Here is a 24,056-nt window from a genome sequence, read left to right on the forward strand (position 1 = left end):
ATTTATTGATATTTTTGGTAATTAATAAATTTTTCATTTAGGAGTTTAAATATGAACTATAGTTATCCGGCACTTTTTTATTATGATGACAGTAACAGCAACGCAGATTCTTTTTTCATTAGTTTCCCTGATTTTGATGGAGCAGGAACACAAGGCGCAGATATTTCTGATGCACTTTTTATGGCTAGTGATTGGCTAGGTATGGTGTTGGCTGATCATTTTGAAAGAAAGCGCCCTCTGCCAAAAGCTTCTAACATCAATACGTTGTCATTAGTTAAAAATAATCCCTTACCCGGCGAGTTTTATTATGATCCCAATAAATCTTTTATCTCTATGGTTATGGTCGATGTTACTAAGTACTTACAAGCTGATCAACTGATAGAAAAAACTTTAACTATCCCCCAATGGGCAGATGATTTAAGTCGAAATTTAGATCTAGATCTTTCTAAAACCCTTTTAGATGCTATTATTCATCAAGGTGATCAATTTTTGTATGGCGAAGATGATGAATAAAAATCAACTTCATTACGTTCATTAGCTTTTTAAAAGCTAATAATTGAGAAATAAAGAAATTGCAGATCAATATAAAAGCAACTGATAATTTGTCATAATACTATGAGTATATAAATAACAAAATACTTGCAAAAAAGAAAATTACTGATTAAAATGAATTATGTAAAGAAAGTATCAGATGCAGCTGATACTCTCAATCGCAGTTTAGTGACTAGGAGCTAGCTAATCTTAATGATTAGCTTTTTTTTATTATCGCGTAAGCTCTAGCGCAATCAATGATGAATTGCCCACAAGCTACGATAATAATAGCGATTTTAATCGTAGAATCCTCCTAGTCCTTGCCAAATTAGCATGACTTTCACCTCCACAGTTTAGTATATTTGAAGGGTGCGTAGTCACACGTCACTGCTAAACCAATTAAACTTGTTAGCTAAACAGGTTTAATTAGTCTGCCTTAATTCTAGCAGTATCACTTAAAAATTTCATCCCAATGACCAGTTGCCTTCTAGCCTGCAACTGGTCATTTTTATAGCTGTTACCTATTTTTGAAAATATCTTCCAATTTTTATTTTGAAATTACGCTTTTTTGAAAACGATTACCAATTTAATCTCCAAGTCTTGCAGTCGCTCTTAAAAGCACTTTATAATATAAGTGAAGTCGCAAGTAAACAGTTTTAATTAGTTGGCTCCTAATTAAAATCAGATTATTACTCAGTTTTAATCTCAAATGCTCACGACTTTCTTCCATGTCGACTGGAAAGGAATTTTAAATCATGATCCTTGATGAGATGCAGGCAATTACTAACTTGACCGCCCAAGAACGCGTTAGTTTAAATTATATCGTCAATAACCCAACTAAAATTTTAGGATTAAACATTAATCAATTAGCTAAAGCTAGTTACACTAGTGCCGCAACAATTGTCCGCTTATGCCAAAAAGCTGGTTTTAGTGGTTATTCACAGTTTAAGTATACGTTTGCTTGTGAATTACCCAATATTATTAAATTGCGCGAAGATTTAGACGTCAAACCTTTAGAACCAACCATGCCCATAGATGATGTTTTTAAGCGCATTGCTCGGGTGCATAAACGTGCTATCGAATATACAAATAGCTTATTAAATCCAACGACTATTGCACACATTATTGAGTTAGTTCAACAAGCTCAACGAATCGAAATCTATGGTCAAGGTTTAAATTATGAATTAGCACGAAGTTTTTGTTTAGAACTGGAAGAAGTCGGGTGCATTTCTAATGCTTATAATTCTTTAAATCCAATGCATTCTAACAACGCGACTGCTGAACATCCGCCTGTTTTAGCTTTTATCTTGACCCATACTGGTAATAATCAACAAATGTATCAAATTGCCCAACAATTGCGCTCCCAAAATTACCAAACGGTCGTAATTTGTGATAGTAATAAGCGCCCAATTTGTCAAATTTGTGATGAAACCATTGTGATCATGACGACTAAAGGAACTTTAGATCTCAGTAATGTGGTTTATATTGCTGCACTCCAGTATTTATTCGATGTCATCGTTTCTTTTAAAATGTTAGCTAATTACCCGACCATCAACCGCATCTCACACCAAGTCGATCAAGAAAAGGAAGAATAATGATCCATGTTAAATAAAAATTTTCTCTGGGGTGGCGCCGTGGTTGCCAATCAGTATGAAGGTGCTTGGAATGTCGCTGGCAAAGGTGTCAGTGTCACTGATGTTATGACTAAAGGTGATGTCAAACATCCACGCAAAATTACCGCCGGAGTTCTCGCCAATCAAACCTATCCGAATCATCAAGCAATTGATTTTTATCATCACTATCAAGAAGATATTAAATTAATGGCGGAAATGGGCTTTAAGTGTTTTCGCTTGAGTATTGCTTGGTCGCGAATTTTTCCAAATGGTGATGAAGCACAACCTAATGAAATGGGACTAGAATTCTACGACCGCGTCTTTGCTGAATGCTTAAAATATGACATTCAACCTGTCGTTACCTTGTCGCATTTTGAAATGCCTTACCATCTGGCGAAAACTTATGGTGGCTGGCGCAATCGCAAAATGATTGACTTCTTTTTAAAATATGCCGAAGTTTGCTTCCATCGCTATGCTAATCAAGTCAAATATTGGATGACTTTTAACGAAATCAATAACTTAATTGACATTGACAATCCCTTTAACGCTTGGACGGGCGCTGGGGTTTTATATCATGCTGATGAAAATGCTGAACAAACGATGTATCAAATCAGTCATTACCAATTTGTCGCCAGTGCCTTAGCTGTGCAAGCCGCAAAAAAATCAATCCTGACTTTCAAGTTGGTTGTATGCTTCACTTCGGCCCCATTTATCCTTACTCATGTCAACCACAAGATGTGCTGGCTAGTGTGAAAGCCATGGATCGCCGCTTTTTCTTCAGTGACGTGCAAGTACGCGGCTCTTATCCAGCTTACATCACCAAATTATGGGAACGTAAACATTTTAAGCTCGATATCACGAACCAAGATTTAGCTACGATTAAACAAGGAACGGTGGATTACTTGGGATTTAGCTACTATAAATCCACAACCGCACAATTCAACGCCGCAAATGATTTTACTGAAGTGGCTAATCCCAACGTGCCCAAAAGTGATTGGGGTTGGGCAATTGATCCAATCGGCTTACGCTATATCTTAAATGTTGTATATGAGCGCTATCAAAAACCATTATTTATTGTGGAAAATGGTTTTGGTGCTTATGACAAATTTGAAGCTGGTAAAATCAATGACGATTATCGCATTGAGTATTTACAACAACATGTCACCCAAATGATCAAAGCCATTGAACTGGACGGTGTTGACGTTTTGGGTTATACACCGTGGTCTGCTATTGATTTGATCAGTGCTTCGACTGGTGAAATTGAAAAACGTTATGATTTTATTTATGTTGATGCTCAGACTTTTAAGCGTTACAAAAAGCAATCTTTTTACTGGTACCAAAATGTGATTGCCACGAATGGCGCTTGTTTAGGAGTTAGAAACGAGGCCCGTGAACTACGTCGGCACTAAAGTACCGAGCTTCTGGGAACAGACTTAACTTGCTAAGCTTTGTCTTACAACTTAGTAGCGGTTTATCCTAATTTACCATGGCTTGTTCCAAGCCTAATTGCTTTATATTTAATGCAGCATTGACATCGCGGTCATGAGTCTTTTTACATTGTGGACATTGCCACTGTCTGACATCTAACTCATGTTTTCCGTCATCATAGCCACAATTGGAACAGATTTGACTCGTTTTTCTCGGATTGACAGTAATTAATTGTTTACCGTACCATGCACACTTATACTCCAATTGTCGGCGAATTTCTCGCCACGCTTGATTAGTTATCACTTTAGCTAGATGGTGATTCTTTAGCAAATTTTTGGTTTTCAAATCTTCTATCACAATCAAGTCATAGCCGTTAACTAATTGGGTCGTTAACTTATTTAGATAATCATGGCGTTGATTGGCAATTTGTTCTGAAATTTGAGCTACCTTTTGTTTGGCTTGCACATAATTGTGACAATCATTTAGATCAATCTTGTTATCAGGATGAAACCGATTATGCATGGCAACACGCGTCTTAGCTAAAGCTCGTCGACGAGCTAGTTTACGTTGCCACTGACGTTTTTTCTGCGATAACTGATTATCAAACCGAATCGTTTTAAATTTTTGACCATCAGAACTAATCACTAAATCAGCAACTCCCATATCTAAACCCACAGTTTGACTTGTTTTCTTGAAAGGTGTTTGGTTTTCACACTCAATCAATAAAACGCAATAAAACTTGCCTGCTGGACTAAGCTTAATGGTAGCCGATTTAACTTTGTCAGTGATGTAACGACCACGATATTTAACCACCCCCAGCTTAGGAAGTTTCAAATAATGTTGCTTCAGGACTCTAATGTTTTGGTTAACATTATTGCAAGTATAACTTTGTTTAGCATAGTGTTTAGATTTGAACTTGGGGAAACGAGCTTGTTTATGAAAGAAACGTTCATAAGCAATTCCTAAGTTTTTATTGGTGTTGATCAAACTAGTAGCTTCAGCATTCTTTAAGAACTGGTATTCTTGCTTTAACTGTTTGATTAAATAATTCATGCCAAAGGTCTTAACAAACTTGCCACCGTTATCATGACGTTCTTGCTGCATCGCTAACATTTGATTCCAAACAAAGCGCACAGCACCAAAGTTTTCAATAATTTGTTGTCGTTGTTTTTGGTTCGGATAGATTTTTAGTTGAACAGCTTTGAACACCAAGATCTTGCACCACCTTTGGTTTAATAAATTAATTATAAGTCATAGTTATTTATAAAGTAGTTAAGATTTAAATACTAGGCAATTCATCACGTCCTTAAAAGAGCGTGTTTCCTTGCCAAAAACTTTGTAATTATTTGAAATACCACATATTGACTCTATTAAACTTACTGGATACTTTATTCCATAATTTTTCTGTATTTGATCAGCAATTTCATTTAAATTCAATACATCATTATTTTGTAAAATCATTACAGCTTGGTTTAAAGTGGCTGGTTGAATCATTTTAAAGTTTGGATCATTTTCATATTCCTCAATACCATTGTTGCTCTTTTTATACTCATCTAATTGCGACATTAAATGAGTTGGGGCACTTTGTGTACTAAATTGAGAACTTCTAGAACGCAAAATAATTCTTTCAGCTGATACTTTCCATTTCTGCTTCATACTAAAGACATCATCTATTGACCTAATATTGTTCATCTCTTTTTGAACTGGAGTAGTCGGTGGTAATAACAAAGCATCTGCAAACTCCTCTGCTTGTTTGCTTAAGTCAAATAGCTCCATGCTATCTAATTCTAAAGGATTATAATTTCCCATATGCAAAAGCATGTGTCCTAGACCCTTGGCCAAAGACCATTGCTGATCAAAAACTGAAATATTTGAGCTAGTGACAAGTAAGTAATACTTGACTTTATTACCCAAATTAATATCTTGAACTGATCTACATGTCGCCATTCCTGAAGTATCTTTATATGGATCACTTATCCAAGATGGTAAGGTAACTACTAAGTAACCGTTCTGCTGTAACTTGTACAGTAAATTATCAGCAGGATCTGAACCTAATCCCCATTCCATTCTTAAAGCCATTGCAGCGTCAACTGGTTTCATTTCTGATAAGTAACCAAGGTCACTATTCAAGCTTGAAAAGTTTAAGTAGTTTTCAAAATAGTCTCTCAGTATACAGACTACTTTTAAGTAGAAATCAAAAGGTGCCTTTACTGAAGCAACATCAACATTATTATTGGAACTATAAAATGTACTCTCATTATTGACGATCACTTTGTCCGTTCCATAAAAGAAATCCCTATCTAGCCCCAGCTCTTTCATCAGCACAAATATTTTATCCTCATTGGGCATCAAAATATCATTCTCGTACTGACTCAATATCTTATTTGAAACTGATAGGAGGCTTGCTAATTCACTAATCGTCATTCCTCTGTAATGCCTTGCCTCTGTTAATCTTTGCCCGTTAAATACTGCTTCATACATTAACTTTTACTCCTTTAATTTTTCATGTAATACTCTGCCGTTTTCCTTCCTTCTTTATAGACATTATCAACATATTCAAATACTTTTCTATCAATCAAATTATCAAATGAACAAAACTCTGCAATTATTTTAAGAGAGTATCCTAAATATTTAATGCCAATCATCTTAGGAATCATATCATCTGGATTCTGCTTTTTTTTGATAGAACCATTTTTTATACAATACTCGTCATATTCATCAGAAGCGTGAACCCTTTGAGATGAAGTGTTCATCACCAATACATTTTCTTTATTGTCACCTAAATATCTTGCCAATTCTTGTAAAGTACCTAATTGTTTCTTATTTTCATTAGGAAAAATCTTATAAAATTGGTCTTTGTCTTTAAATTGTTCATAAGTCAAATTAGACCCATATTCTTTATTAAATCTTTCTAAAAAGTCATTTACAGAACTCATAATCTTTTGTTCCTTACTTTCAAAAGATGAATTTGTTTTCCTAAACTGGTTGCTTGCAATATTAGTAGCTGCTGCAATTTGAAATGCATCCTTTTCAGATTTTATTTCCACCAAACGAAATACATCTTTATACTTTTTTTCAGCATATGTCTCCTGAACCAGAGAATACGCTTCTTTTTTCAAATCATATCTTTTGGAACCATCACAAACAAGAAATTTAATATACAGATATCGTTCCGCTATACATCTGCTTATAATTTGATTCAAAACATGGTTGATATCCGTAGACAGTTCAGATTTGTACAGTTCCATCATATCTTTGAATAAAAACAAAATAAGATCAAACTTGTCTTTTATTAAGCTCTCTTACTCCTTTTTTAAAATCAACATCTAGTAGACTCAAAGCGTTATTAACAGTTACATCAAGATTAAACATAGTTTATCCTCCAAATAAAATATTCATGTCGAACTTATGTTCGCATTTAATAGTATAAGCGTTTTCTTTTATAAATCAAGTTAATAATTAAAAAAGTAAGTATCAAGTAAGAAATATAAGATTAAACTATTTCTTACGTTGTTTTTCTAAAATGTAATCAACAAATACAGAAAATGCAGACAACACCAGTAAAATTAAAGTAGCCATTATTCCATAAACTGAATGAATTACTCCTTCTGCAGTAAGATCAAAAACAGCTGCTGCAAATAGAAGAGCTGTGCTCCAAGAATCTAGAAGTATTCTCGTCTTATTAGAAATTACCTTAAATTTTGGTAAATCAATACAGATCAAGGAAATAACTACAAAAACCGTACCTAATAAATAAAGAACAATTGAAAAGTAAGTTCCATCAACATCTAGAATTTCATGAACCAAAAAGTAAATATTAAGTACCAATATCAGCACTTGTTGGTGCTAGTATAAATTCATGGACAGAATTTGGTAGAATTCCATTAAGGAAAGGAATGCGCCAAACATGAATAGAAAAAAATATTCTATAGACTTTAAAAAGACAATTGTCGGTTTATATGAAAATGGTTCTTCAGTAGCTGACTTACAACGTGAATATGGTTTAGCAGAGGCAACAATTTATAAATGGATTAAACTTTATCAAAAAGATTCGAAAACAGGTATTTCTCAGGCTGATTTTTTAGCCTTAAAAAAGCAAGTACCCAAACTAGAAAGTGAAAATGATATTTTAAAAAAAGCCTTAACCGTGTTCTCCAAAAAGTAAGTGCTAATGATTGGCAAGGTGCGCTGCTGGTCAATCAAAAGTAGCATTCCGTTATTGAAATCTGTCAGGTATTAGATAGTCCAAGATAAACGTATTATAACGTTTTACAATATAAGGTTTCTCAACGAAAACAACGTCATTTGTCTTTGAAAAAACGTATTAAAGAAATTTATGATCAGTTTAAGGGCATCTATGGCGCACCAAAAATTTACCAGATCCTGCTAAAAGTTAGTTTGAAGTTGGTGCAAAGAATCATGCAGGGATTAGGAGTTCATTCTAAAACAGTTAAGAAATGGCGTCCCAGTGTTGGTAAAAAACGTAAAATAGTTCAATTACCAAATATATTAAAGCAAGATTTTACAGCCCAACATTATAATGAAAAATGGGTAACAGACATCACTTATATTTATACCAAACAAGTTGGTTGGTGCTATTTATCAACGATTCAAGACCTATATTCAAAAAAGATTATTGCCGGGGTTTTTTCAAAAAGAATGACTGTTGATTTATGCGTAAAGACTTTAAATAATGCTTGTGAGACTCAAAAGATTCCCAAGTTTGTGTTGATTTTACATTCAGATATGGGTTCACAATATACCAGCAATTTTTACAATCAAGAATTAAGCAGACTAGGTATTAAACATTCATATAGTCAAAAGGGATATCCCTATGACAACACTACGATTGAATCATTTCATGCTTCATTAAAAAAGAAGAGGTGTGTCTGCATAATTATCAAACTTTTGAGGAAGCCAAAATTGCTGTATTTAAATACATTGAAGGATTTTATAATAACCAGAGAATTCATAGTAGTCCCAATTATTTAACACCTAATCAAGTTGAATCAATATAATCAGGCTTTTAATTTACTTGCCTCAGTTTTAATTAGAAAGTTTTAGTTTCCAATTCAAATTGAAGCAAGCAAAAATGTCTCAAAACACTAAAAAATTCTACAAAAATGTGTCCAAATGTTTGACCTAGATCCATACCCTTCTAATTTTCACTATGATAATATCTATTCATAATTATACAGTTTATATCCAAATTTTAAATATAAATTGCATTCAACACTTGCCAAGCCTATAATTCTTATCAAGATTATTAATCTAAAATTAAGAATTGGAGTGATTTAAATGATCGGATGCAGTAGTTTTACAATGGCCACTAAAGATCAGAAACATTTCTTATCACGAACCATGGATTTTATGATGGAAATGGCACAACAAGTGGTTTTCGTGCCCCAAAACAAAACTTTCCCCAGTGCTTACAGTAGCTCACAAACAGTTACTAGTAAGTATGCTTTTTTAGGAATGGGCGCTATTGAAAATCAAGCCCCCATCACCTTTGACGGTGTGAATGAACAAGGTGTCATGGGCGGCACCCTTTATTTTCCAGGTTATTGCAGTTATCACGATCAGGCCGCAGCCAATACTTGGGCAGTTTCCCCTGATAAAGTAATTTCGGTCATTTTGTCACAAGCTAAAAATTTGGCGGAAATCAAACAATTATTCAATGACAAAATTACCATCATCAACGATGCTAATCCGACTTTAAAAGCTGTTTCCCCTTTGCATTATATTTTTTCTGATGAAAGTGGTGCTAGTTTAATCGTCGAACCACAAGCCGATGGCGTCCATTTGATCGAAAACTCCATTGGTGTCATGACTAACAGTCCCGATTATCATTGGCATGAAACTAACTTACGTAATTACTTATCCGTTACTTCGATGCAACATGATGACGTGGACTTTATTGGTAAAACCTTAAAACCTTTTAGTCAAGGTTCTGGAACTTTTGGTTTGCCCGGTGATTACACACCAGTTAGTCGTTTTGTACGGACTGCCTTCATGAAAAACAATGTTGAACCAGCAGCTGATGAGAAAGCGGGAGTTTCTTTAGCTCATCATATGTTAGAACCCGTTAGCATTCCGCGCGGTATCGTCGTTACTCCTGATGGAACGTTTGATTATACTTGTTACAGTGCTTACATTTGTGCAGAATCGCGCAGTTATTACTATTCAACTTATGGTAATCAACGGATTAATTGCGTTCGCTTAACGCCAGAATTACTCAAAGAAACTGATTATCGCGAATTTAAAGTTCAACCAGTTGAAGATATTGCTTATTTAAACTAATTAATCTAAAGCACAAAAATAGCAGGCTTTGATGCTGAGACAATAAGAATAATTATCGTCGAATTAAACGCGCATTCATTCCTTATTGTATCCCAGCTTCTTAACCTGCTATTTTATTTGGACAATTAATTTTGCCGAATTCGTTGATATTCTTGGCAATATGCTTGCGCACGTTTGGTAACACTGGCAAAATCACCCTGTTTGGCTGCACCCGTTAAATCACTACCGGCACCTACAACCACCACACCTTTTTCAAACCATTCGTGCATATTCTCTAAATTAACACCGCCTGTGGGCATGATGTTGGCATATGGTAATGGTGCTTTGATGGCTTGCACAAAATTAGCACCAACCACACTTCCAGGAAAGACCTTGACAATATCCACCCCATAGCGCAAAGCCGTGTCCACTTCCGTGGGTGTCATACAACCTGGCAGATATGGAATCTGGTATTCATTGCACAATAACGCAGTTTGTTTATCAAACGTAGGACTGACAATAAAGCGAGCACCAGCTATGATAGCAATTCGCGCCGTGATGGCATCTAACACGGTGCCCGCACCAATGACTACTTGAGAATCTGTCACAAAGTCTTGTTTAAGTTTTGTAATTGCTGCATCAGCTTGCGGCACCGTAAACGTCAATTCAATGGCTTTAACTCCACCTTGAATACAAGCTGTCGCCGTTTGGACAGCTTGGTCAGCGTTCTCGCCCCGAACCACAGCCACGACCCCCGCAGCTTGAATTTGATTTAAAATATTCACCTTTTGCATTACTTTTTAACTTCCTTTTTACTCTAAATTACTGTGACTAGCCTTAGCTGCTTCATTAGAAGTTTGATCGCGTTGACTCAATAATAAACACACGATGTCTAAAATAATATGAACACTTTGATCAAACAACGTACTCAATAACTGCATCGACTTGATGCCCGCACCCGTTTTCGTCGCCCCCGGGACAACTAAAGTCAAGGTGGCTAATTGAGCTAAGGGCGATTGTGGATCACTAGTTATCGCAAGAACTGTGACTCCCGCATTGTGCGCCTTTTGACTCGGTTCAAGCACACTGTTCGTTTGTCCTGAGCCCGAAACAGCAATTAACAAGTCTTCTTTTTGAATTGCTGGTGTAATGGTTTCACCAATCACGTAGACTTGATACCCCAAATGCATCAAGCGCATGGCAAAACCTTTAGCCATTAAACCGGAACGTCCAGCACCTAAAACAAAAATCCGTTGCTGCTTGTGAATCAGCGCCAGTGTTTTTCTTAATTGCTCTTCATCCACCAAGTTCAATACTTGTTGAATTTCGTCTAACACCTCTTTTATGACTTTCATTTTACGACCTCCAAAAATTTTTGCGTTGCCACTCGCGGATCCGCAGCATGAGTAATTTTGGCACCAACAATAATCACTTCGGCCAATCCTTGTTGCGCAATCGCTTGGGCTTGGGTTAAATCAATTCCGCCAGCTACGGCAATATGCTTAATCAATGGAAATTGTTGCCGAAAATCAGCAATCTTTTTAGGCCAATCAATTACTTGATGACTGTCTTTAGCCGCATGAATATTAAAAATAGCTTGTTGAAAGTATTGTAATTGTCTAATTTTTGCCACATCAGTTGCCATCAAGTCTATCAGAACACCCTTTTGTTGGCGTTTGGCGATTGCATAAGTTTGTTGAATCGTGCCCATCGTTGAACTACCCATAACGGTTAAAATATCAGCAGCAGTTTTAAAACCTTGTTCGAATTCATAAACACCTTCATCCATCGTTTTTAAGTCTAATAACAATTGCGAATGATTCAGCCGAAAATTAATAGCTTGTAAAAACTGTAAACCATAATCTTTAATAATTGAGGTGCCAAATTCTACAATATCGGCTTGACCATCTAATTGTTGTGCTAACTTGAGCGCTGTTGTTAAACTAACGCGATCTAAGGCGACTTGTAATTTCATTAGTTTTCTTGAACCCCATGCTGTTGATAGAATTCTTGTAATTGCACAGGTGTTGGATAACCATCATTATCACCAGGCGTTTGAACTTGTAAAGCCCCCACCGCGTTGCCGCGGATCACAGCTGCATGCAAATCTTTTTTCTCCAAAAGTGCCGTAATGACCCCCAAGGCAAAGCCATCACCAGCGCCCACTGTATCAACCACGTGTTCAACCTTAAAACCAGGTACTGTATAACTAGTACCAGCTTTAGTTTTAACAAAAGCTCCTGCTGGTCCAATTTTGACAATCACCGTTTTCGTGCGACCTTGTTGCAAATAAAAGTCCGCAATTTGTTCTGGATCAGCAGTGCCGACCAAAATTTTTCCTTCGTTAATTCCTGGTAAAACCATATCGGCCAAACCAGCTAATTCATTAACCGTCTGCACCATCTGCTCTTGTGAAGACCACAATGATGGCCGTAAATTGGGATCAAACGTTGTCAAAATCTTTTGGTCAATGAGCCGTTGAAATAATTTACGAAAAGTCGACTCAGCAGTTTTAGAAATGGCTGGAAAAATTCCCGACATATGTGCAATTTTGACACCCGCTAAATCTACTTGGTCAATGATTTTTTCATCTAGATAACAAGCTGCCGAACCTTTACGATAATTAAAAGTATCTGGATCACCCTTAGTTACTAATTGTTTTAACTGATGACCAGTAAAATGTTTAGGATCTTCTGAAACGTACGTAGTGCCCACATGGTGACTAAGAATTGTTTTTTTAACAAATTCACCAAAAGGATCGGCACCTACTTGAGAAATATATTCGGAACTATGCCCCAAGCGGGTCACCCCAATCGCCACATTTAATTCAGCACCGCCCATAATTTTGCCAAAATCCAGCGCATCAGTTAAAGAAATATCTGGATCTTTGGAAGCAAAAGTTACCAGTGGTTCACCAATTGTAATAAATTCACTCATTATTTAATCTCCATTTTATTTTCCAAAAATTTAGCCAAAAAAGACATAAACTAAAACTTCATTAATGACTGAAACCAGCCACATCACCGGCACTCCGTATTTGAGAAAGTCTTTAGACTCCACTTTCATGTAATCCAAGCCCCAAACATTCCAAGACTGCGTAATATCAGTTGAAACTGCCATCAACGTTGGCACGTAAAGTAACGGTAATAAGAAAGCATCTTTAAACAAACCAGTACCTGATAAAACTGCTGCCGTGGCTGCACCGGCACCCCAAACATGTAGTGGGCCTCTAAACAAAGCCAATGGTGCTAAAATTCCTAAGGCTAACGCCAAAATCAGATGACTATGGGGCAAAATCGCGTTAAATAACGGTTCAAAGTGTTTGGCATTAATTGTGGCTGCCCCGCTAAACATAATTAAGGCCATTAAGAAGATAATTAAGCCAGAAATATCACTAATTGCCTGTGCAACAGTAGAATTAATAAAGTCCACCGCTTTTTTATAGCCTTTTAACTTACCCGTTAAAAGCATGGCAATAATAATTGATAACACTAAAGAGGGGATGGCATCCCACTTAAATAACATGTTCATGGCTACCGGAATAATGGGCACGACATAAGCTAAATACGGAACTTTTTCTTGGTGCTCGTCATTTTGTTCAAAACTGGCGCCAATAACCTCTAAATTTTCTGCCGCTTGATCCGGATTGAATTTCTTACGCATCAAAACCAAAAAGATAATCACAATTACCAATTGCACCAACGCAGCGATCCAGCCAAATTGTAAATAACGGCCGCCGTAAACTGCATGCGGGAAAAAGGCTTTAATTTGGTTATACAACACAATATTGACGTACATTGGCGCGCCAATTGCTAACGAAAAAGCGGTTAGAGCAATATCCCGCGGTACACCCACGGACAATAAAATTGGTAGTAAAATGACTCCAATGGCAATGACTGAACCTACTCCGTAAGCACTCACAAAAATAAAAGCGGTCACAATAATCACTAAAATCGCAGCGATTAACGGTTTCTTTTTACCGACTTTATTCGTCGCCCGAGAAATAGCGGGTGCAATACCACTATCAACCAAAACGCGGCCAAACCAAGAACCAAAAATAATATAAATAATCGTCGGACCATAATTCAGTGCTGGTTCTGCAAAAACTTTTTTAATGGCCACATTAAAAGGTACTAGGCCAATAATTGACCATAAAATTGCCATCACGAAGAAACCGATGACTAAATTGCCACCTTTCAAAATGTAAACAATAAATGCCACAAAAGAAATTAATAATAGGATTGAAATAATGGTTGAACTCATTTGCCATCACCGATTTCTTGTTGCAATAACTGCATTTGTTGTTTAATCTCTTGATCAGAATTCATCGGATATTCCAAAGCCACCATCACATCTTGAGGCAAGTACTGCAAAATTTGGCGCCAATCAAAAATTCCGGTTTCTAAATCAGCCGAAGTACTCAATTCACCACTATCACTAATAATATTTTTCAAATGAATATAATGCGTCCGCGCGGCTAACGCTTGAGCGCTTTCAATTGGATCCACGTGGGTAAAAGCCCAATTGCCTAAATCATAAACATAACCAATTTGTTGCAAACCAGCTTGGCTAGTAGCTGTTAAAAAGTTTTGAATTGGCTTTAAAGTGCCACTTAATAGGGTTTGATCATTTTCCACATTCATTTCGATTTTATCTAACGGTAATTGGCTTAGTTCCTGTTTCAAGTCACCGTGAAATTTTTCAAAATGACCTATATTAAATTTAATTTTAGTAATCCCGAGGGTTTGTCCTTCAACAAAATATTGCTGTAACTTAGGATTTAACTGACCGTCTGCTAAAAAAATAGCATCTGGCACGCTATAATTAACAATCAAGCCTAATTCTTGCGCCTTTTTGCCAACTAACGGTAATTGCTTTGGCAGATCGTCAAAATATTCGCGTCGGACTTCGATTCCATCAGCACCTAAAGCGTGAACTCGATCCACTAAAGTTACTTGATCTGTTCCTTTTTGAACATCTTTTTCAAAAATCCAAGTATTCAAAATTAATGTCATGAATATCCTCCTCTAGCTTATTAAATGATTCGTAGTTAGTGCCTTTTAGGTTTAACGTTTTCCTAAAAAGGTAAAAAAATTTCTTAATTGCATACTAGCTCAACCATTTATTTCCGTTGAAATGGTCAAAATTATATAAACAGGCCTATTTACTCTTTTTATGTTAAACGTTTAACCAAAACATTGCAATAGTTTTTTGAACACGTTTTCTTGTTTTTTAAAAATTTATTGGTTTTACATCTTTTGCCAACATGTCCTATAATTAATTGTATTTTATTAGTATGGAGGAAATTTATGGTTAGTCGCCCCAAAAAAAGAAAGCCCAATATGAAAGATGTGGCTAACTTAGCTGGTGTTTCTACCACTACAGTTTCACGCTTTTTAAATAAAAATTTAGATAAAATGTCAACGCAAACGGCAGCTAAAATCAAGACTGCAATTGATAAATTAAACTACATTCCCAATGCAGCGGCGCGGCAAATGGTCACTAATGCTAGTATGATGATTGCCGTCATTGTCGCTAATATTGATGATTACTTCTCTACTGAATTATTTAAAGGTGTCAGTTCTTTTTTGGAATCAAATGGTTACATCGCCGTTTTATTTGACAGCAATGCTGACGTTCAAAAAGAGCAAAAAATTATTCAAACGATTAATCAATACAGTTTTGATGGTTTGATTTTTCAACCCAATAACAGTTCATTAGACTACATGAATTTTAAAATTCAACCTGATATTCCGATGATCATTGTGGATCGGAATTTAGATACCACGCGCTGGCCACAAGTCATCACTGATAACTATGAAAGTGCCCGCAAAGCTACTTTGTTTTTCCAGCAAAAAGGTTTTAATCATGTTTTAGTGCTCTCATCTGCCATTGATTCCGTTTCAACGCGTCGAGAACGTTTCTTAGGCATTAAAGCTGTAACCCAAGACATTGATGTAATTGAAATTCCAGAAGAAACTTATAATCGTACCCAAATTCAGCACCAAATTAAAACTAAGTTGCAAAATAGTACGGAAAAAACGCTGATTTTTACCTTGAAAGAACGCTGGTTTTTAGAATTTATTCCGTCATTAATTTCTGATGGCTACATTGATAATCAAAAAGTTACCGCTACCGGTTTTGCTGATACCAAAACCGCACATCTCATTAATCCCGACTCCAAATTAATTACCCAAAATCCCTTTCTAATGGGCGGAATTGCTGCGGAAATGTTACTCAAGTTATTAACTAATCAACAATTAGATCATCAAAAAGTTGTGGTGCCAGCCAAACTTCTGTAGTAACAAAAAACCTCAAGTTCACAAGCAACTTGAGGTTTTTTTACACTTTAAATCATAAACATTAGTAATATACTAGCCTACTTTTGGGCAGCTATCTTACGCTTTATTTATAAAATAATTTTTTAAAAGGATTCTTACTTTGATAAGGATTTTTCACGTTAATCCACTCAAAAAACGCTGGCGCATCTAGTTCAATATCAACGCCTTCTGAATTACCATTAATAACTTTGGGTGATAAAGCATCTCGATAAACCTTCGATGGACGACTATCACCAAAGCGACTGGCATTTTCGTCCAAACTAGAAATTTTAAAAATTAAGGAGTCAGTTTCGTGATTATATTTAAAATACTCATGACTTGATCCTAAATATAATTTTCGCCATTTTTCTTGACTGGATTCTTGTGAGTCATCATAACGATGCTCCGGAAAGAAAATCGGCAGTGCTTCATCAACTAATTCATAATATTCTTTAAAAATTTCTCTTGTGATGTGCAAAAAGTCGATCTTTCCACCGTTTTCATAGAAAGCCCAATTTTGTTGATCATCAACAATTCGAGCAGCAAATCTTAATACAAAATCTTTAAATAAGGTATTATCAACGCGATCTAAAATTTCATTGTATGACGCCACTGATTCTTGCTTATACTTATCATCAAACACTTTATCATTTTTTAAATAATAACTCCGCCGCCGCGCTCTTTCCGGTAAAGTATAGCCATCACTATTGGTCGTCCCAATAAAGGCTGGATAATTTTCCTGTTGGCTATCTACCGTATTGGTTGTATTAACTACCAAATTTTCACCATAGTTAGCTTTACTGAAAAATTCACTAGGAATTTCATCAACTAATAATGGATAGACATTAGATTCCTGTAGCCAATTAGCTAATTGTTGAATCGTTTGGGATTTTTTATTATGAATATTTTCTGGCAAAATAGTATTGTAGTCCCAAAAATCCAATTTAGTTGTATGAACAGCCGTCATGCGGGAAATAATTCTCAACAAACTTGATTTACCTGAATTAGCGGTACCACCTAAAAATAAAAATTGTGGTACATCTTTTTGTTCCTCTGCTGAACCCGCATGATGCCGTAATACGGAAATAAACGGTGCTGTAAAAGCATACAAGATAGCTTCATAAATACGCGCACCATAATCATTAGTATACTTAATTGTATATTTTTCATAATTACGCAATAAGTGATTAATCGTCGTCAATGCAAACTTGATTTGCTCAGTGGTAGCATACTTGCCAAAAGGAATAGCCTTGTTTTTGTTAACTGAATCTTTGGCAAATAAACCTGATTGCTTTCGTAATAAGTCAATTGTTGATTCATCAAAAATCAATGAAGTTCTTTCATGAACTTGTTCATCAACGCTTGCTACTTGTTTAAGTTGTAAATGCTTGACTACTCTTTTCTTAACTGTAGGCGTTGTTGCTAAGGAGTGCTTTTGATTCCGATTAGAGATCATGTCACTAGCAATATCATACACAAATTTTTCGGCTTGTTGATCTTCCTTCTTTTGTTGGGCTTGGGGACTACCAATTGTCTTTTCATCCTGAATTTGATTGATTAGTTCACCAGTATTTTGTGGTAAAAGTCCAATTGCTATCCCATTGCGTAAATTATCCACCGTTTGAACTACACTATCCTGTTGAATATCAATAACGTCTTGATCATCTAAAACGGTGGCTGAAACAATCTGCTCCATGGGTTTCAATTCTTGATTATCATGTTTTTTCTTTTTCACAATTTTAAATAATTCTGCTGGTAAATAATCTGTTAAAATGGGCTGCAAATCGGTTTGATAATGCTGGTTTAACTGTTGGTATAGTGCACTATTATCATAAATTAAAACCTCTTCAAATTGATTAAAATTATTATCAAAAGCCTGCGGCGATAGATTAGCAGAACCGATGATGACCCGTGTTTGTTGATTGTGACTATTTTTCAGCAAATAAAATTTAGAATGGATCGAAAAACCTGGTTGTGGAACTTTCATTTCAAACCGATGCTCTAAAATTTCTTGCTTAATTGGGGCTTTAAGCTGACCAAAGAATTTCAAGGGAGTTTTTTTAGCGGTTTGTTGATTAACATACTTAATAGTTGCCTTAATCAATTCATCATTAGTCGCAGCTTGTACTTTACCTTCGGGAATCCCCACAACTAATGAAACTTGGGCAAATTGTTCTAAATATTGATTAACAAATTTAGGAGAAATTGAATAAGTGACCCCTATCAGTTGATCAAATTGTTCATGGTCAAAAATCTGTTCAATTGACCAATCAACCACCTGATTTTCATATAAAACATTGGTTGTCTTCACATCAGTCAAACTTTTCGTCTCCTTTTCATACTAGTTAACATCAGTCCTTTATTATACAGTAACTAAGTAGCAATATTCTAAAATCTTCCTTGATTGTTTAATAACAATAATTGCTGCAGATATTGTGGCACAGTTTGCTTCAAATTATCATCAAGCAAATTTTTAGCACTCAAAGTTCTTGTTTGTCCCGCAGCAATATCCAAGACAGCAAAATTTTGATCAACGAAATTTTCTAGCTGCATTTTTTTAATAAAACAAGAAAAATCATTGTTAAATTGACTCAACCATAATTTAGTTTCCAATTGTTGGTAAACTTTAGCCTTCATTGGTGTTTGTACACCAGAAAAATAACACTTTAAATCCAACAAACAATAATCAATTCGATCATCATAGCGCTGATAACGATAGGTATTAATCGTCGGTAATTTATGACGTGGCCAAATAAAATGTAAATTTAAATTACTACGAATTTTTGCATAGGCAGTCAACCAGTCTTGAAAGTTAGGTAAATATGTGTAAAGCTGTTTCCAGCCACAAACTACATCCGCCCCTAATCTAATTTCTTGACCATCAACTTGATCAATTAGATTTCTAGACTTAACTGGCAAGTGATATTTTGCACTTAATTGTTGATATAAAGCATCATCGCTCACATCAGGGTCTAAGCAAAGTGCTGCTATTATTCTAGTGATTGTTGTCGGATCGTCCATCTGCAATTGTTTAAAATAATCGCTACGGTAAAATTTTTGTAACTGCACCAAATTTTTTTCATAAATCATTCTTCAGCTAACTTCCTTGTTGAAAGTATAAAATAAGTATAAAATTAAAAATCAAAGTATAAAACAAGTATAAAATAAAATTTCAGGAGTACCCATCATGCAGACAAAAAATCCTTTTCTCCCTAGTTTTGGGCGATTACCTGTCATTATCATTGATCAACAGGCTACGCTCAATGATTACTTAACTGGTTTAATTGATCAAGACGGTAAATACCAAACTTCGATGGTTTACGGTGTTCGTGGCTCTGGTAAAACAGTTTTTTTAATTAATGTAAAACGTCAATTAGAAAAAGTCCCTAATTGGCGCTTCTTAAGATTGACCTTAAGTCAGGACAACCTATTAATGCAATTGGTCTTAGAGCTCCAAAAAATCAACGGTATTGATTGGCGACAAGTCTTAAAACAATTTTCAGCGGAATTAAATTTTAGTATTTTTGGTATTACCTTAAAAAGTAATACTTCAAATCAAAGTATTGACTATAAAGGGTTACTAGAAAAAATGTTAGCGCATCTCAAAAAATTAAAGATCTTTGTTTTAATAGGGATTGATGAAATGGAAATTAGTACTGACGTCCGAGCATTTGCTTCGATGTATCAAATGCTAATTGGTGAAGAATATAATGTAGCCTTGTTAATGACTGGTTTGCCTAATCGCCTATCAAAATTACAAAACGATCAAGTATTAACTTTCTTACTACGCAGTAATCGCATTTATCTCAGTCCGTTAACTAAATCAGCTATCATTAATAACTATCAGGCAGCATTTAATCAGGGTAACAAAATAATTGACGACCATGACTTGGATTTTTTAGCTAATAGTGCCGGCGGTTACCCTTACGCCTTTCAGACTGTGGGCTATTATGCTTGGCGCTTTAGTAAGAACATAATTAACCAAAATGTTATTGACCAAACAGTTCAAGCAACTAAACAAGATCTTTATCGCAACTCCTATGAAAAGCTCTACACAGAACTTTCACCCATGGATCAAAAAACACTCCAAATCATGGCATCTTATCAGCAATCATTAGTCCCTATCAACTTCATTCAAAATCAATTGCATAAGCCGAAAAATTATTTATCCGTTTATCGAGCTCGTTTAATTGATGCTCAACTAATCCAAGTTCCCACTCGTGGAAAAGTTTGTTTTTCCTTACCGTTTTTTAAAGATTTCATCAATTGGTACCAAGATCATCATCTCTTATAAACTACGTCGGAAATTTAGTACCGCACCAACTTAACTTGCTAAAAATCATTTAATAAACTAGTTATAATTCATAAATTAATATTTGCATAATTTTCTCTAATACGAGTGCTAGCCTTACTGGCTCAGCCTCTTTTTTTATTGTCATTTTTTAACCATTGATACGCGCAATTAATTCTTGAGTTATCTGCTGTAAAGCGGGTTCAAATAACGATTGGGGTGTGATCTGATTAGCGGTAATCCTTTGCTGCCACCATTGATTACGAATGGCCTCAATTTGCGGTAAAACTTTCTGACCTTCGTTAGTCAAAGCAATAATATTGTGTGCCCGATTTTGCGTCGAAACTTCTTGCGTCACATATTTTAAGTCTTTTAAACGTTTTATTTCCCGGGTAATTTGTCCCTTACTAATTAACAAAGTTTGCGCAATTTGGTTCTGATTTTGAGAACCTTTTTTACATAGCAACACTAAAATATAAGCACTAGTGGCATTCAAGTTTAACTTTTGGTAGGCCGCATGAGTATCTCTTAAAAAGGCCCGGTGAATCACTGAAAAAAATTGTGCCAAATCACCTGGATAAAAATTATCAGTCATACTTAATTATTACCTCCTTTTCAGTTTATTTTAACAGATTTTTCATTTTCAACGCACTCGGCTTCTAATATTAGCTTCATAGACACTATCTTTTTTAATTTATAGTCCAAAATCTTAATTATCAAATCCATTTTAATTAGGTCAATTATTCAATAATTATCAAAAATTTTATTTAAAAAAGATAATGAATTGACGATGACCACTATCATCGTCTTTTGCGACTAATTTCACTAATTAAATTAAATAAATTTCGCAAAAAACAATTGACAATATATTCACAAAGAACTACAGTTGCGTTGTGAACGTTCACTACTAAACTTACTTTTAATAAAGGAGATGACCTCTGTGATTTCTACTCTAGTTAGTGCTTTATTACCGGTAGTTGTCACTTTAATGCTGGGCTACTACGCTGGCTATCGCCACGACTTTAACGGTCAAAGTGCTGCTGGCATTAACAAGTTAGTCATGAGTTATACCTTACCGATGAGTCTCTTCGGCGGAATTGTTGCCACCAACGGCCAAGTTCTACTCCAAAATGTTCAGGTTGCTTGGTGGATCTTTATTGGCATGATTGGCGGTTACGTACTTGTTTTATTGATTTTACACTATCTCTTAAAAAACAAATTATCCCTAGCAGCTTTACGGACTTTAGCCATTACTGGTCCAGCCATTCCTTTTGTCGGACCAACGGTTTTAGGAGCTTTATTTCCGAGTAAAAGTGCCCTCTTAGTTTCCATTGGCGGCTTAGTAATGAACATTATTCAAGTCCCCGTGACCGTTATCTTGCTATCCAGTGCTACCGGTCAACACGTTAGCTTGGGGACTAATTTAAAAAATGCTTTTAAAAAGCCTGTTGTCTGGGCACCAATCTTAGCTTTTATCTTAGTCATGTGTGGCTTAACCATTTCTAGCGATTGGGAACGTTGCTTCTCAGTTTTAGGGCAAGCAACTGGTGGCTTGGCACTCTTTTCTTCTGGAATTGTTTTATTTGAGAAAAAGCCCAAATTATCCCTGCCAGTCTGGGGCAATACCATTACCAAAATCGTTATTATTCCAATCATTATGTACCTCTTAATGCTTGTATTTCATGTTGATTCCCAAACCCTCAAAGAAGCTTTAGTATCTTTAGGTATTCCCACCGCAGCGATTTGTACAATCTTTGCTAACCAATATCAATTGGCGGAACGGGAAATGGCTTCAACCTTATTCTTAAGCACTGTCTTATCAGTCATCACTTTAGGTTTCATCATTATTTTCTTAGGTATTTAATTAAAATTATTAAAGGAGTTAGTTACTAATGAATATTGCTCAACAAATTGTTAAAATTTTAGAAGATCGCGGCGTCAAGTATGTTTTTGGCATTCCCGGCGAAGAAAATATTCGCATTGTCGATGCCATTCATGATTCCAACAAAATTCAATTTATCTTAGTGCGCCATGAACAAGGCGCTTCATTCATGGCCGATGTTTATGGCCGCTTAACTGGCCAACCAGGTGTTGCCACGGCCACGTTAGGACCAGGGGCGATCAATTTACTATTAGGCGTTGCAGATGCCAAAACTAATTCCACTCCTTTGATTGCCATTACCGCTCAAGGTGGATTAAATCGTATTTATAAAGAATCCCACCAAGTGATTGATTTAAGAACAATGTTTCAACCAGTTACTAAATGGGCCGAAAATATTTATGAAGCTAACGCCGCTCCCGAAATTATTAATAAAGCCTTCAACCAGGCAGTCAACGGTCGGCCCGGTCCTGTTTACGTCGGTATTCCACAAGATATTGAACCAAAAGCTGCTGTCTTGGACATTGCGCCTAGTGCTTCAACTCCAGCTAACCACACGATCCCGCAAGCCAGCGATTTACAACATGCGGCACAGATTATCAAAGCCGCTCAGCATCCCATTGCTTTAATTGGCATGGGCGTCATTCGCGATCAAGCCAGTCAACAAGTTAATGATTTGATCAAAAAGACTAATTTGCCAGCCGCCACAACGTTTATGGGTAAAGGTGCCATTGATGATCGGTTGCCATCAGCTTTAGGAGTTGTCGGTTTTATGCGGCATGATTATGAAAACTTTGCTTATGATCAAGCGGATGTAATTATTACTATTGGTTATGAATTATCTGAGTTTGACCCTAAGCGAATTAATCCGCAAGGCGATAAAAAAATTATTCATCTGAATGATTTTCAAGAAGATACCGATGGTCATTATACTGTTAGTCAAAACTTAATTGGCAATATTGCAGCCACTGTACCTTTATTCCAAGAACAATTAGCTGACTTTCACGCAACTGATCTCCAGCCAGCAATCAAAGAAGCTGTTCAAAGTGAATTAACCGCCGGTCAACAAGAAAGCCAAGTACCGTTAACACCACAACAAATTGTGACTGCTACGCGCCAAGCCGTGGATGATCAAGGAATTGTTTTGGTAGATACTGGAGCCGTTAAAATGTGGATGGCCCGTTTATATCAAACCTATACGCCGAATTCTGCTTTGATTGATAATGGTTTATCCACAATGTCTTGGGCTTTGCCCGGCGCCCTTGGTGCTAAACTAGCCTGTCCTGACAAGAATATTTTAGCTGTCATGGGTGATGGTAGTTTCATGATGAATTCTCAAGAGTTAGAAACAGCTGTTCGTTATGAAATTCCACTCACTAATTTAGTTTGGGTCGACCAAGCTTATGGTTTAATCAAATGGAAGATGGATATGGAACTCGGTCATCATTCTGAAGTCGACTTTAAAAATCCAGATTTAATCAGTTACGCCCAATCATTTGGTGCTAATGCACATTTAGTGCAAAGTCGCCAAGATTTAGTCCAAACTTTACAAACTAGTTTAACTAATCAACAAGTTAACGTTATTTTCTGCCCTGTTGATTACTCAGAAAATATGAAGTTAATCGACAAACTAGGCAAAGTAACGATTAGTCTTTAAGCACTAACTATTTCCCTCGATAAAAAATTAGTTAGCTCACTATGACAAACAAGATCAA

The 24,056-nt window shown here is 35.9% G+C and carries 22 protein-coding genes and 2 pseudogenes; 11 read left to right on the forward strand and 13 right to left on the reverse strand.

Features of this window, described 5'->3' with window-relative positions:
• Positions 1–51 precede the first annotated feature (51 nt).
• The 3 genes and pseudogenes from AC3B7A_RS02630 (at position 52) to AC3B7A_RS02640 (ending at position 3,553) form a co-directional block, all read left to right on the forward strand.
• Positions 52–513, forward strand: coding sequence for a type II toxin-antitoxin system HicB family antitoxin (locus AC3B7A_RS02630; RefSeq protein ID WP_489756189.1), 462 nt, complete (start codon positions 52–54; stop codon positions 511–513).
• A gap of 773 nt (positions 514–1,286) precedes the next feature.
• On the forward strand, positions 1,287–2,126 hold the full coding sequence (locus AC3B7A_RS02635; protein ID WP_489756190.1) for a MurR/RpiR family transcriptional regulator: 840 nt from the start codon (positions 1,287–1,289) through the stop codon (positions 2,124–2,126).
• 6 nt (positions 2,127–2,132) lie between these two features.
• A pseudogene (locus AC3B7A_RS02640) lies at positions 2,133–3,553 on the forward strand (6-phospho-beta-glucosidase).
• Positions 3,554–3,620: 67 nt separating this feature from the next.
• Here AC3B7A_RS02640 and AC3B7A_RS02645 read toward each other — a convergent pair.
• From AC3B7A_RS02645 to AC3B7A_RS02660, 4 genes are all read right to left on the reverse strand, one after another.
• Positions 3,621–4,781 carry an RNA-guided endonuclease TnpB family protein gene (locus AC3B7A_RS02645; RefSeq protein ID WP_489756528.1) on the reverse strand — a complete coding sequence of 387 codons (1,161 nt, stop codon included), beginning with the start codon at positions 4,779–4,781 and terminating at the stop codon, positions 3,621–3,623.
• A 63-nt stretch (positions 4,782–4,844) separates the two neighbouring features.
• On the reverse strand, positions 4,845–6,053 hold the full coding sequence (locus AC3B7A_RS02650) for an XRE family transcriptional regulator (RefSeq protein WP_489756191.1): 1,209 nt from the start codon (positions 6,051–6,053) through the stop codon (positions 4,845–4,847).
• A 14-nt stretch (positions 6,054–6,067) separates the two neighbouring features.
• The gene (locus AC3B7A_RS02655; RefSeq protein ID WP_489756192.1) at positions 6,068–6,691 is read right to left on the reverse strand and encodes a hypothetical protein; all 624 of its coding nucleotides are present in this window, start codon (positions 6,689–6,691) and stop codon (positions 6,068–6,070) included.
• Between the two features lie 379 nt (positions 6,692–7,070).
• Positions 7,071–7,379, reverse strand: coding sequence for a hypothetical protein (locus AC3B7A_RS02660; protein ID WP_489756193.1), 309 nt, complete (start codon positions 7,377–7,379; stop codon positions 7,071–7,073).
• A gap of 100 nt (positions 7,380–7,479) precedes the next feature.
• On the opposite strand from AC3B7A_RS02660, the gene AC3B7A_RS02665 reads away from it, so the two are divergent.
• The 4 genes and pseudogenes from AC3B7A_RS02665 to AC3B7A_RS02680 all read left to right on the forward strand — a co-directional run bounded on the left by AC3B7A_RS02665 (position 7,480) and on the right by AC3B7A_RS02680 (position 9,872).
• Positions 7,480–7,737 carry a transposase gene (locus AC3B7A_RS02665; protein WP_489756194.1) on the forward strand — a complete coding sequence of 86 codons (258 nt, stop codon included), beginning with the start codon at positions 7,480–7,482 and terminating at the stop codon, positions 7,735–7,737.
• A 101-nt stretch (positions 7,738–7,838) separates the two neighbouring features.
• Positions 7,839–8,441 (forward strand): annotated as a pseudogene (locus tag AC3B7A_RS02670) (IS3 family transposase); the annotation flags it as partial.
• 14 nt (positions 8,442–8,455) lie between these two features.
• A complete protein-coding gene (locus AC3B7A_RS02675) occupies positions 8,456–8,590 on the forward strand; it encodes an IS3 family transposase (RefSeq protein ID WP_489756195.1) in 135 nt (44 codons plus the stop codon).
• Between the two features lie 280 nt (positions 8,591–8,870).
• Positions 8,871–9,872, forward strand: a complete 1,002-nt coding sequence (locus AC3B7A_RS02680; protein WP_489756196.1) for a choloylglycine hydrolase family protein — start codon at positions 8,871–8,873, stop codon at positions 9,870–9,872.
• 125 nt (positions 9,873–9,997) lie between these two features.
• Here AC3B7A_RS02680 and AC3B7A_RS02685 read toward each other — a convergent pair whose 3' ends face one another.
• The 6 genes from AC3B7A_RS02685 to AC3B7A_RS02710 are packed head-to-tail and all read right to left on the reverse strand — an operon-like array spanning position 9,998 to position 14,866.
• A complete protein-coding gene (locus tag AC3B7A_RS02685; protein ID WP_489756197.1) occupies positions 9,998–10,645 on the reverse strand; it encodes a bifunctional 2-keto-4-hydroxyglutarate aldolase/2-keto-3-deoxy-6-phosphogluconate aldolase in 648 nt (215 codons plus the stop codon).
• A gap of 18 nt (positions 10,646–10,663) precedes the next feature.
• The gene (gene hxlB, locus AC3B7A_RS02690; protein ID WP_489756198.1) at positions 10,664–11,206 is read right to left on the reverse strand and encodes a 6-phospho-3-hexuloisomerase; all 543 of its coding nucleotides are present in this window, start codon (positions 11,204–11,206) and stop codon (positions 10,664–10,666) included.
• Positions 11,203–11,826, reverse strand: a complete 624-nt coding sequence (locus AC3B7A_RS02695; protein WP_489756199.1) for an orotidine 5'-phosphate decarboxylase / HUMPS family protein — start codon at positions 11,824–11,826, stop codon at positions 11,203–11,205. The genes hxlB and AC3B7A_RS02695 overlap by 4 nt, the downstream gene beginning before the upstream one ends.
• Positions 11,826–12,788, reverse strand: coding sequence for a sugar kinase (locus tag AC3B7A_RS02700; RefSeq protein WP_489756200.1), 963 nt, complete (start codon positions 12,786–12,788; stop codon positions 11,826–11,828). Before AC3B7A_RS02700 ends, AC3B7A_RS02695 begins: the two co-directional genes overlap by 1 nt.
• 30 nt (positions 12,789–12,818) lie before the next feature.
• The gene (locus tag AC3B7A_RS02705) at positions 12,819–14,114 is read right to left on the reverse strand and encodes a gluconate:proton symporter (RefSeq protein ID WP_489756201.1); all 1,296 of its coding nucleotides are present in this window, start codon (positions 14,112–14,114) and stop codon (positions 12,819–12,821) included.
• On the reverse strand, positions 14,111–14,866 hold the full coding sequence (locus AC3B7A_RS02710; RefSeq protein WP_489756202.1) for a sugar phosphate isomerase/epimerase family protein: 756 nt from the start codon (positions 14,864–14,866) through the stop codon (positions 14,111–14,113). The genes AC3B7A_RS02705 and AC3B7A_RS02710 overlap by 4 nt, the downstream gene beginning before the upstream one ends.
• Before the next feature lie 294 nt (positions 14,867–15,160).
• Between AC3B7A_RS02710 and AC3B7A_RS02715 the strand changes: the two genes are divergently transcribed.
• Entirely contained in the window at positions 15,161–16,153 is a 993-nt protein-coding gene (locus AC3B7A_RS02715) for a LacI family DNA-binding transcriptional regulator (RefSeq protein ID WP_489756203.1), read from the forward strand.
• 103 nt (positions 16,154–16,256) lie between these two features.
• Here the strand turns inward: AC3B7A_RS02715 and AC3B7A_RS02720 are convergent, their stop codons facing one another.
• Together AC3B7A_RS02720 and AC3B7A_RS02725 are read right to left on the reverse strand one after the other, a co-directional pair.
• Positions 16,257–18,482 carry a phospholipase D family protein gene (locus AC3B7A_RS02720; protein WP_489756529.1) on the reverse strand — a complete coding sequence of 742 codons (2,226 nt, stop codon included), beginning with the start codon at positions 18,480–18,482 and terminating at the stop codon, positions 16,257–16,259.
• Between the two features lie 77 nt (positions 18,483–18,559).
• Positions 18,560–19,261, reverse strand: coding sequence for a DUF6994 family protein (locus tag AC3B7A_RS02725; protein ID WP_489756204.1), 702 nt, complete (start codon positions 19,259–19,261; stop codon positions 18,560–18,562).
• Positions 19,262–19,358: 97 nt separating this feature from the next.
• Here AC3B7A_RS02725 and AC3B7A_RS02730 point away from each other — a divergent pair, with 97 nt between their 5' ends.
• Positions 19,359–20,465 carry a DUF8462 domain-containing protein gene (locus AC3B7A_RS02730; RefSeq protein ID WP_489756205.1) on the forward strand — a complete coding sequence of 369 codons (1,107 nt, stop codon included), beginning with the start codon at positions 19,359–19,361 and terminating at the stop codon, positions 20,463–20,465.
• 148 nt (positions 20,466–20,613) lie between these two features.
• On the opposite strand, the gene AC3B7A_RS02735 is transcribed toward AC3B7A_RS02730, so the two are convergent.
• On the reverse strand, positions 20,614–21,057 hold the full coding sequence (locus tag AC3B7A_RS02735) for a MarR family winged helix-turn-helix transcriptional regulator (RefSeq protein WP_489756206.1): 444 nt from the start codon (positions 21,055–21,057) through the stop codon (positions 20,614–20,616).
• Positions 21,058–21,393: 336 nt separating this feature from the next.
• On the opposite strand from AC3B7A_RS02735, the gene AC3B7A_RS02740 reads away from it, so the two are divergent.
• On the forward strand, positions 21,394–22,326 hold the full coding sequence (locus AC3B7A_RS02740; RefSeq protein ID WP_489756207.1) for an AEC family transporter: 933 nt from the start codon (positions 21,394–21,396) through the stop codon (positions 22,324–22,326).
• Positions 22,327–22,354: 28 nt separating this feature from the next.
• On the forward strand, positions 22,355–23,998 hold the full coding sequence (locus AC3B7A_RS02745) for an acetolactate synthase large subunit (protein ID WP_489756208.1): 1,644 nt from the start codon (positions 22,355–22,357) through the stop codon (positions 23,996–23,998).
• Positions 23,999–24,056: the final 58 nt, after the last annotated feature.

This window comes from Bombilactobacillus sp. ESL1202, assembly GCF_058107125.1.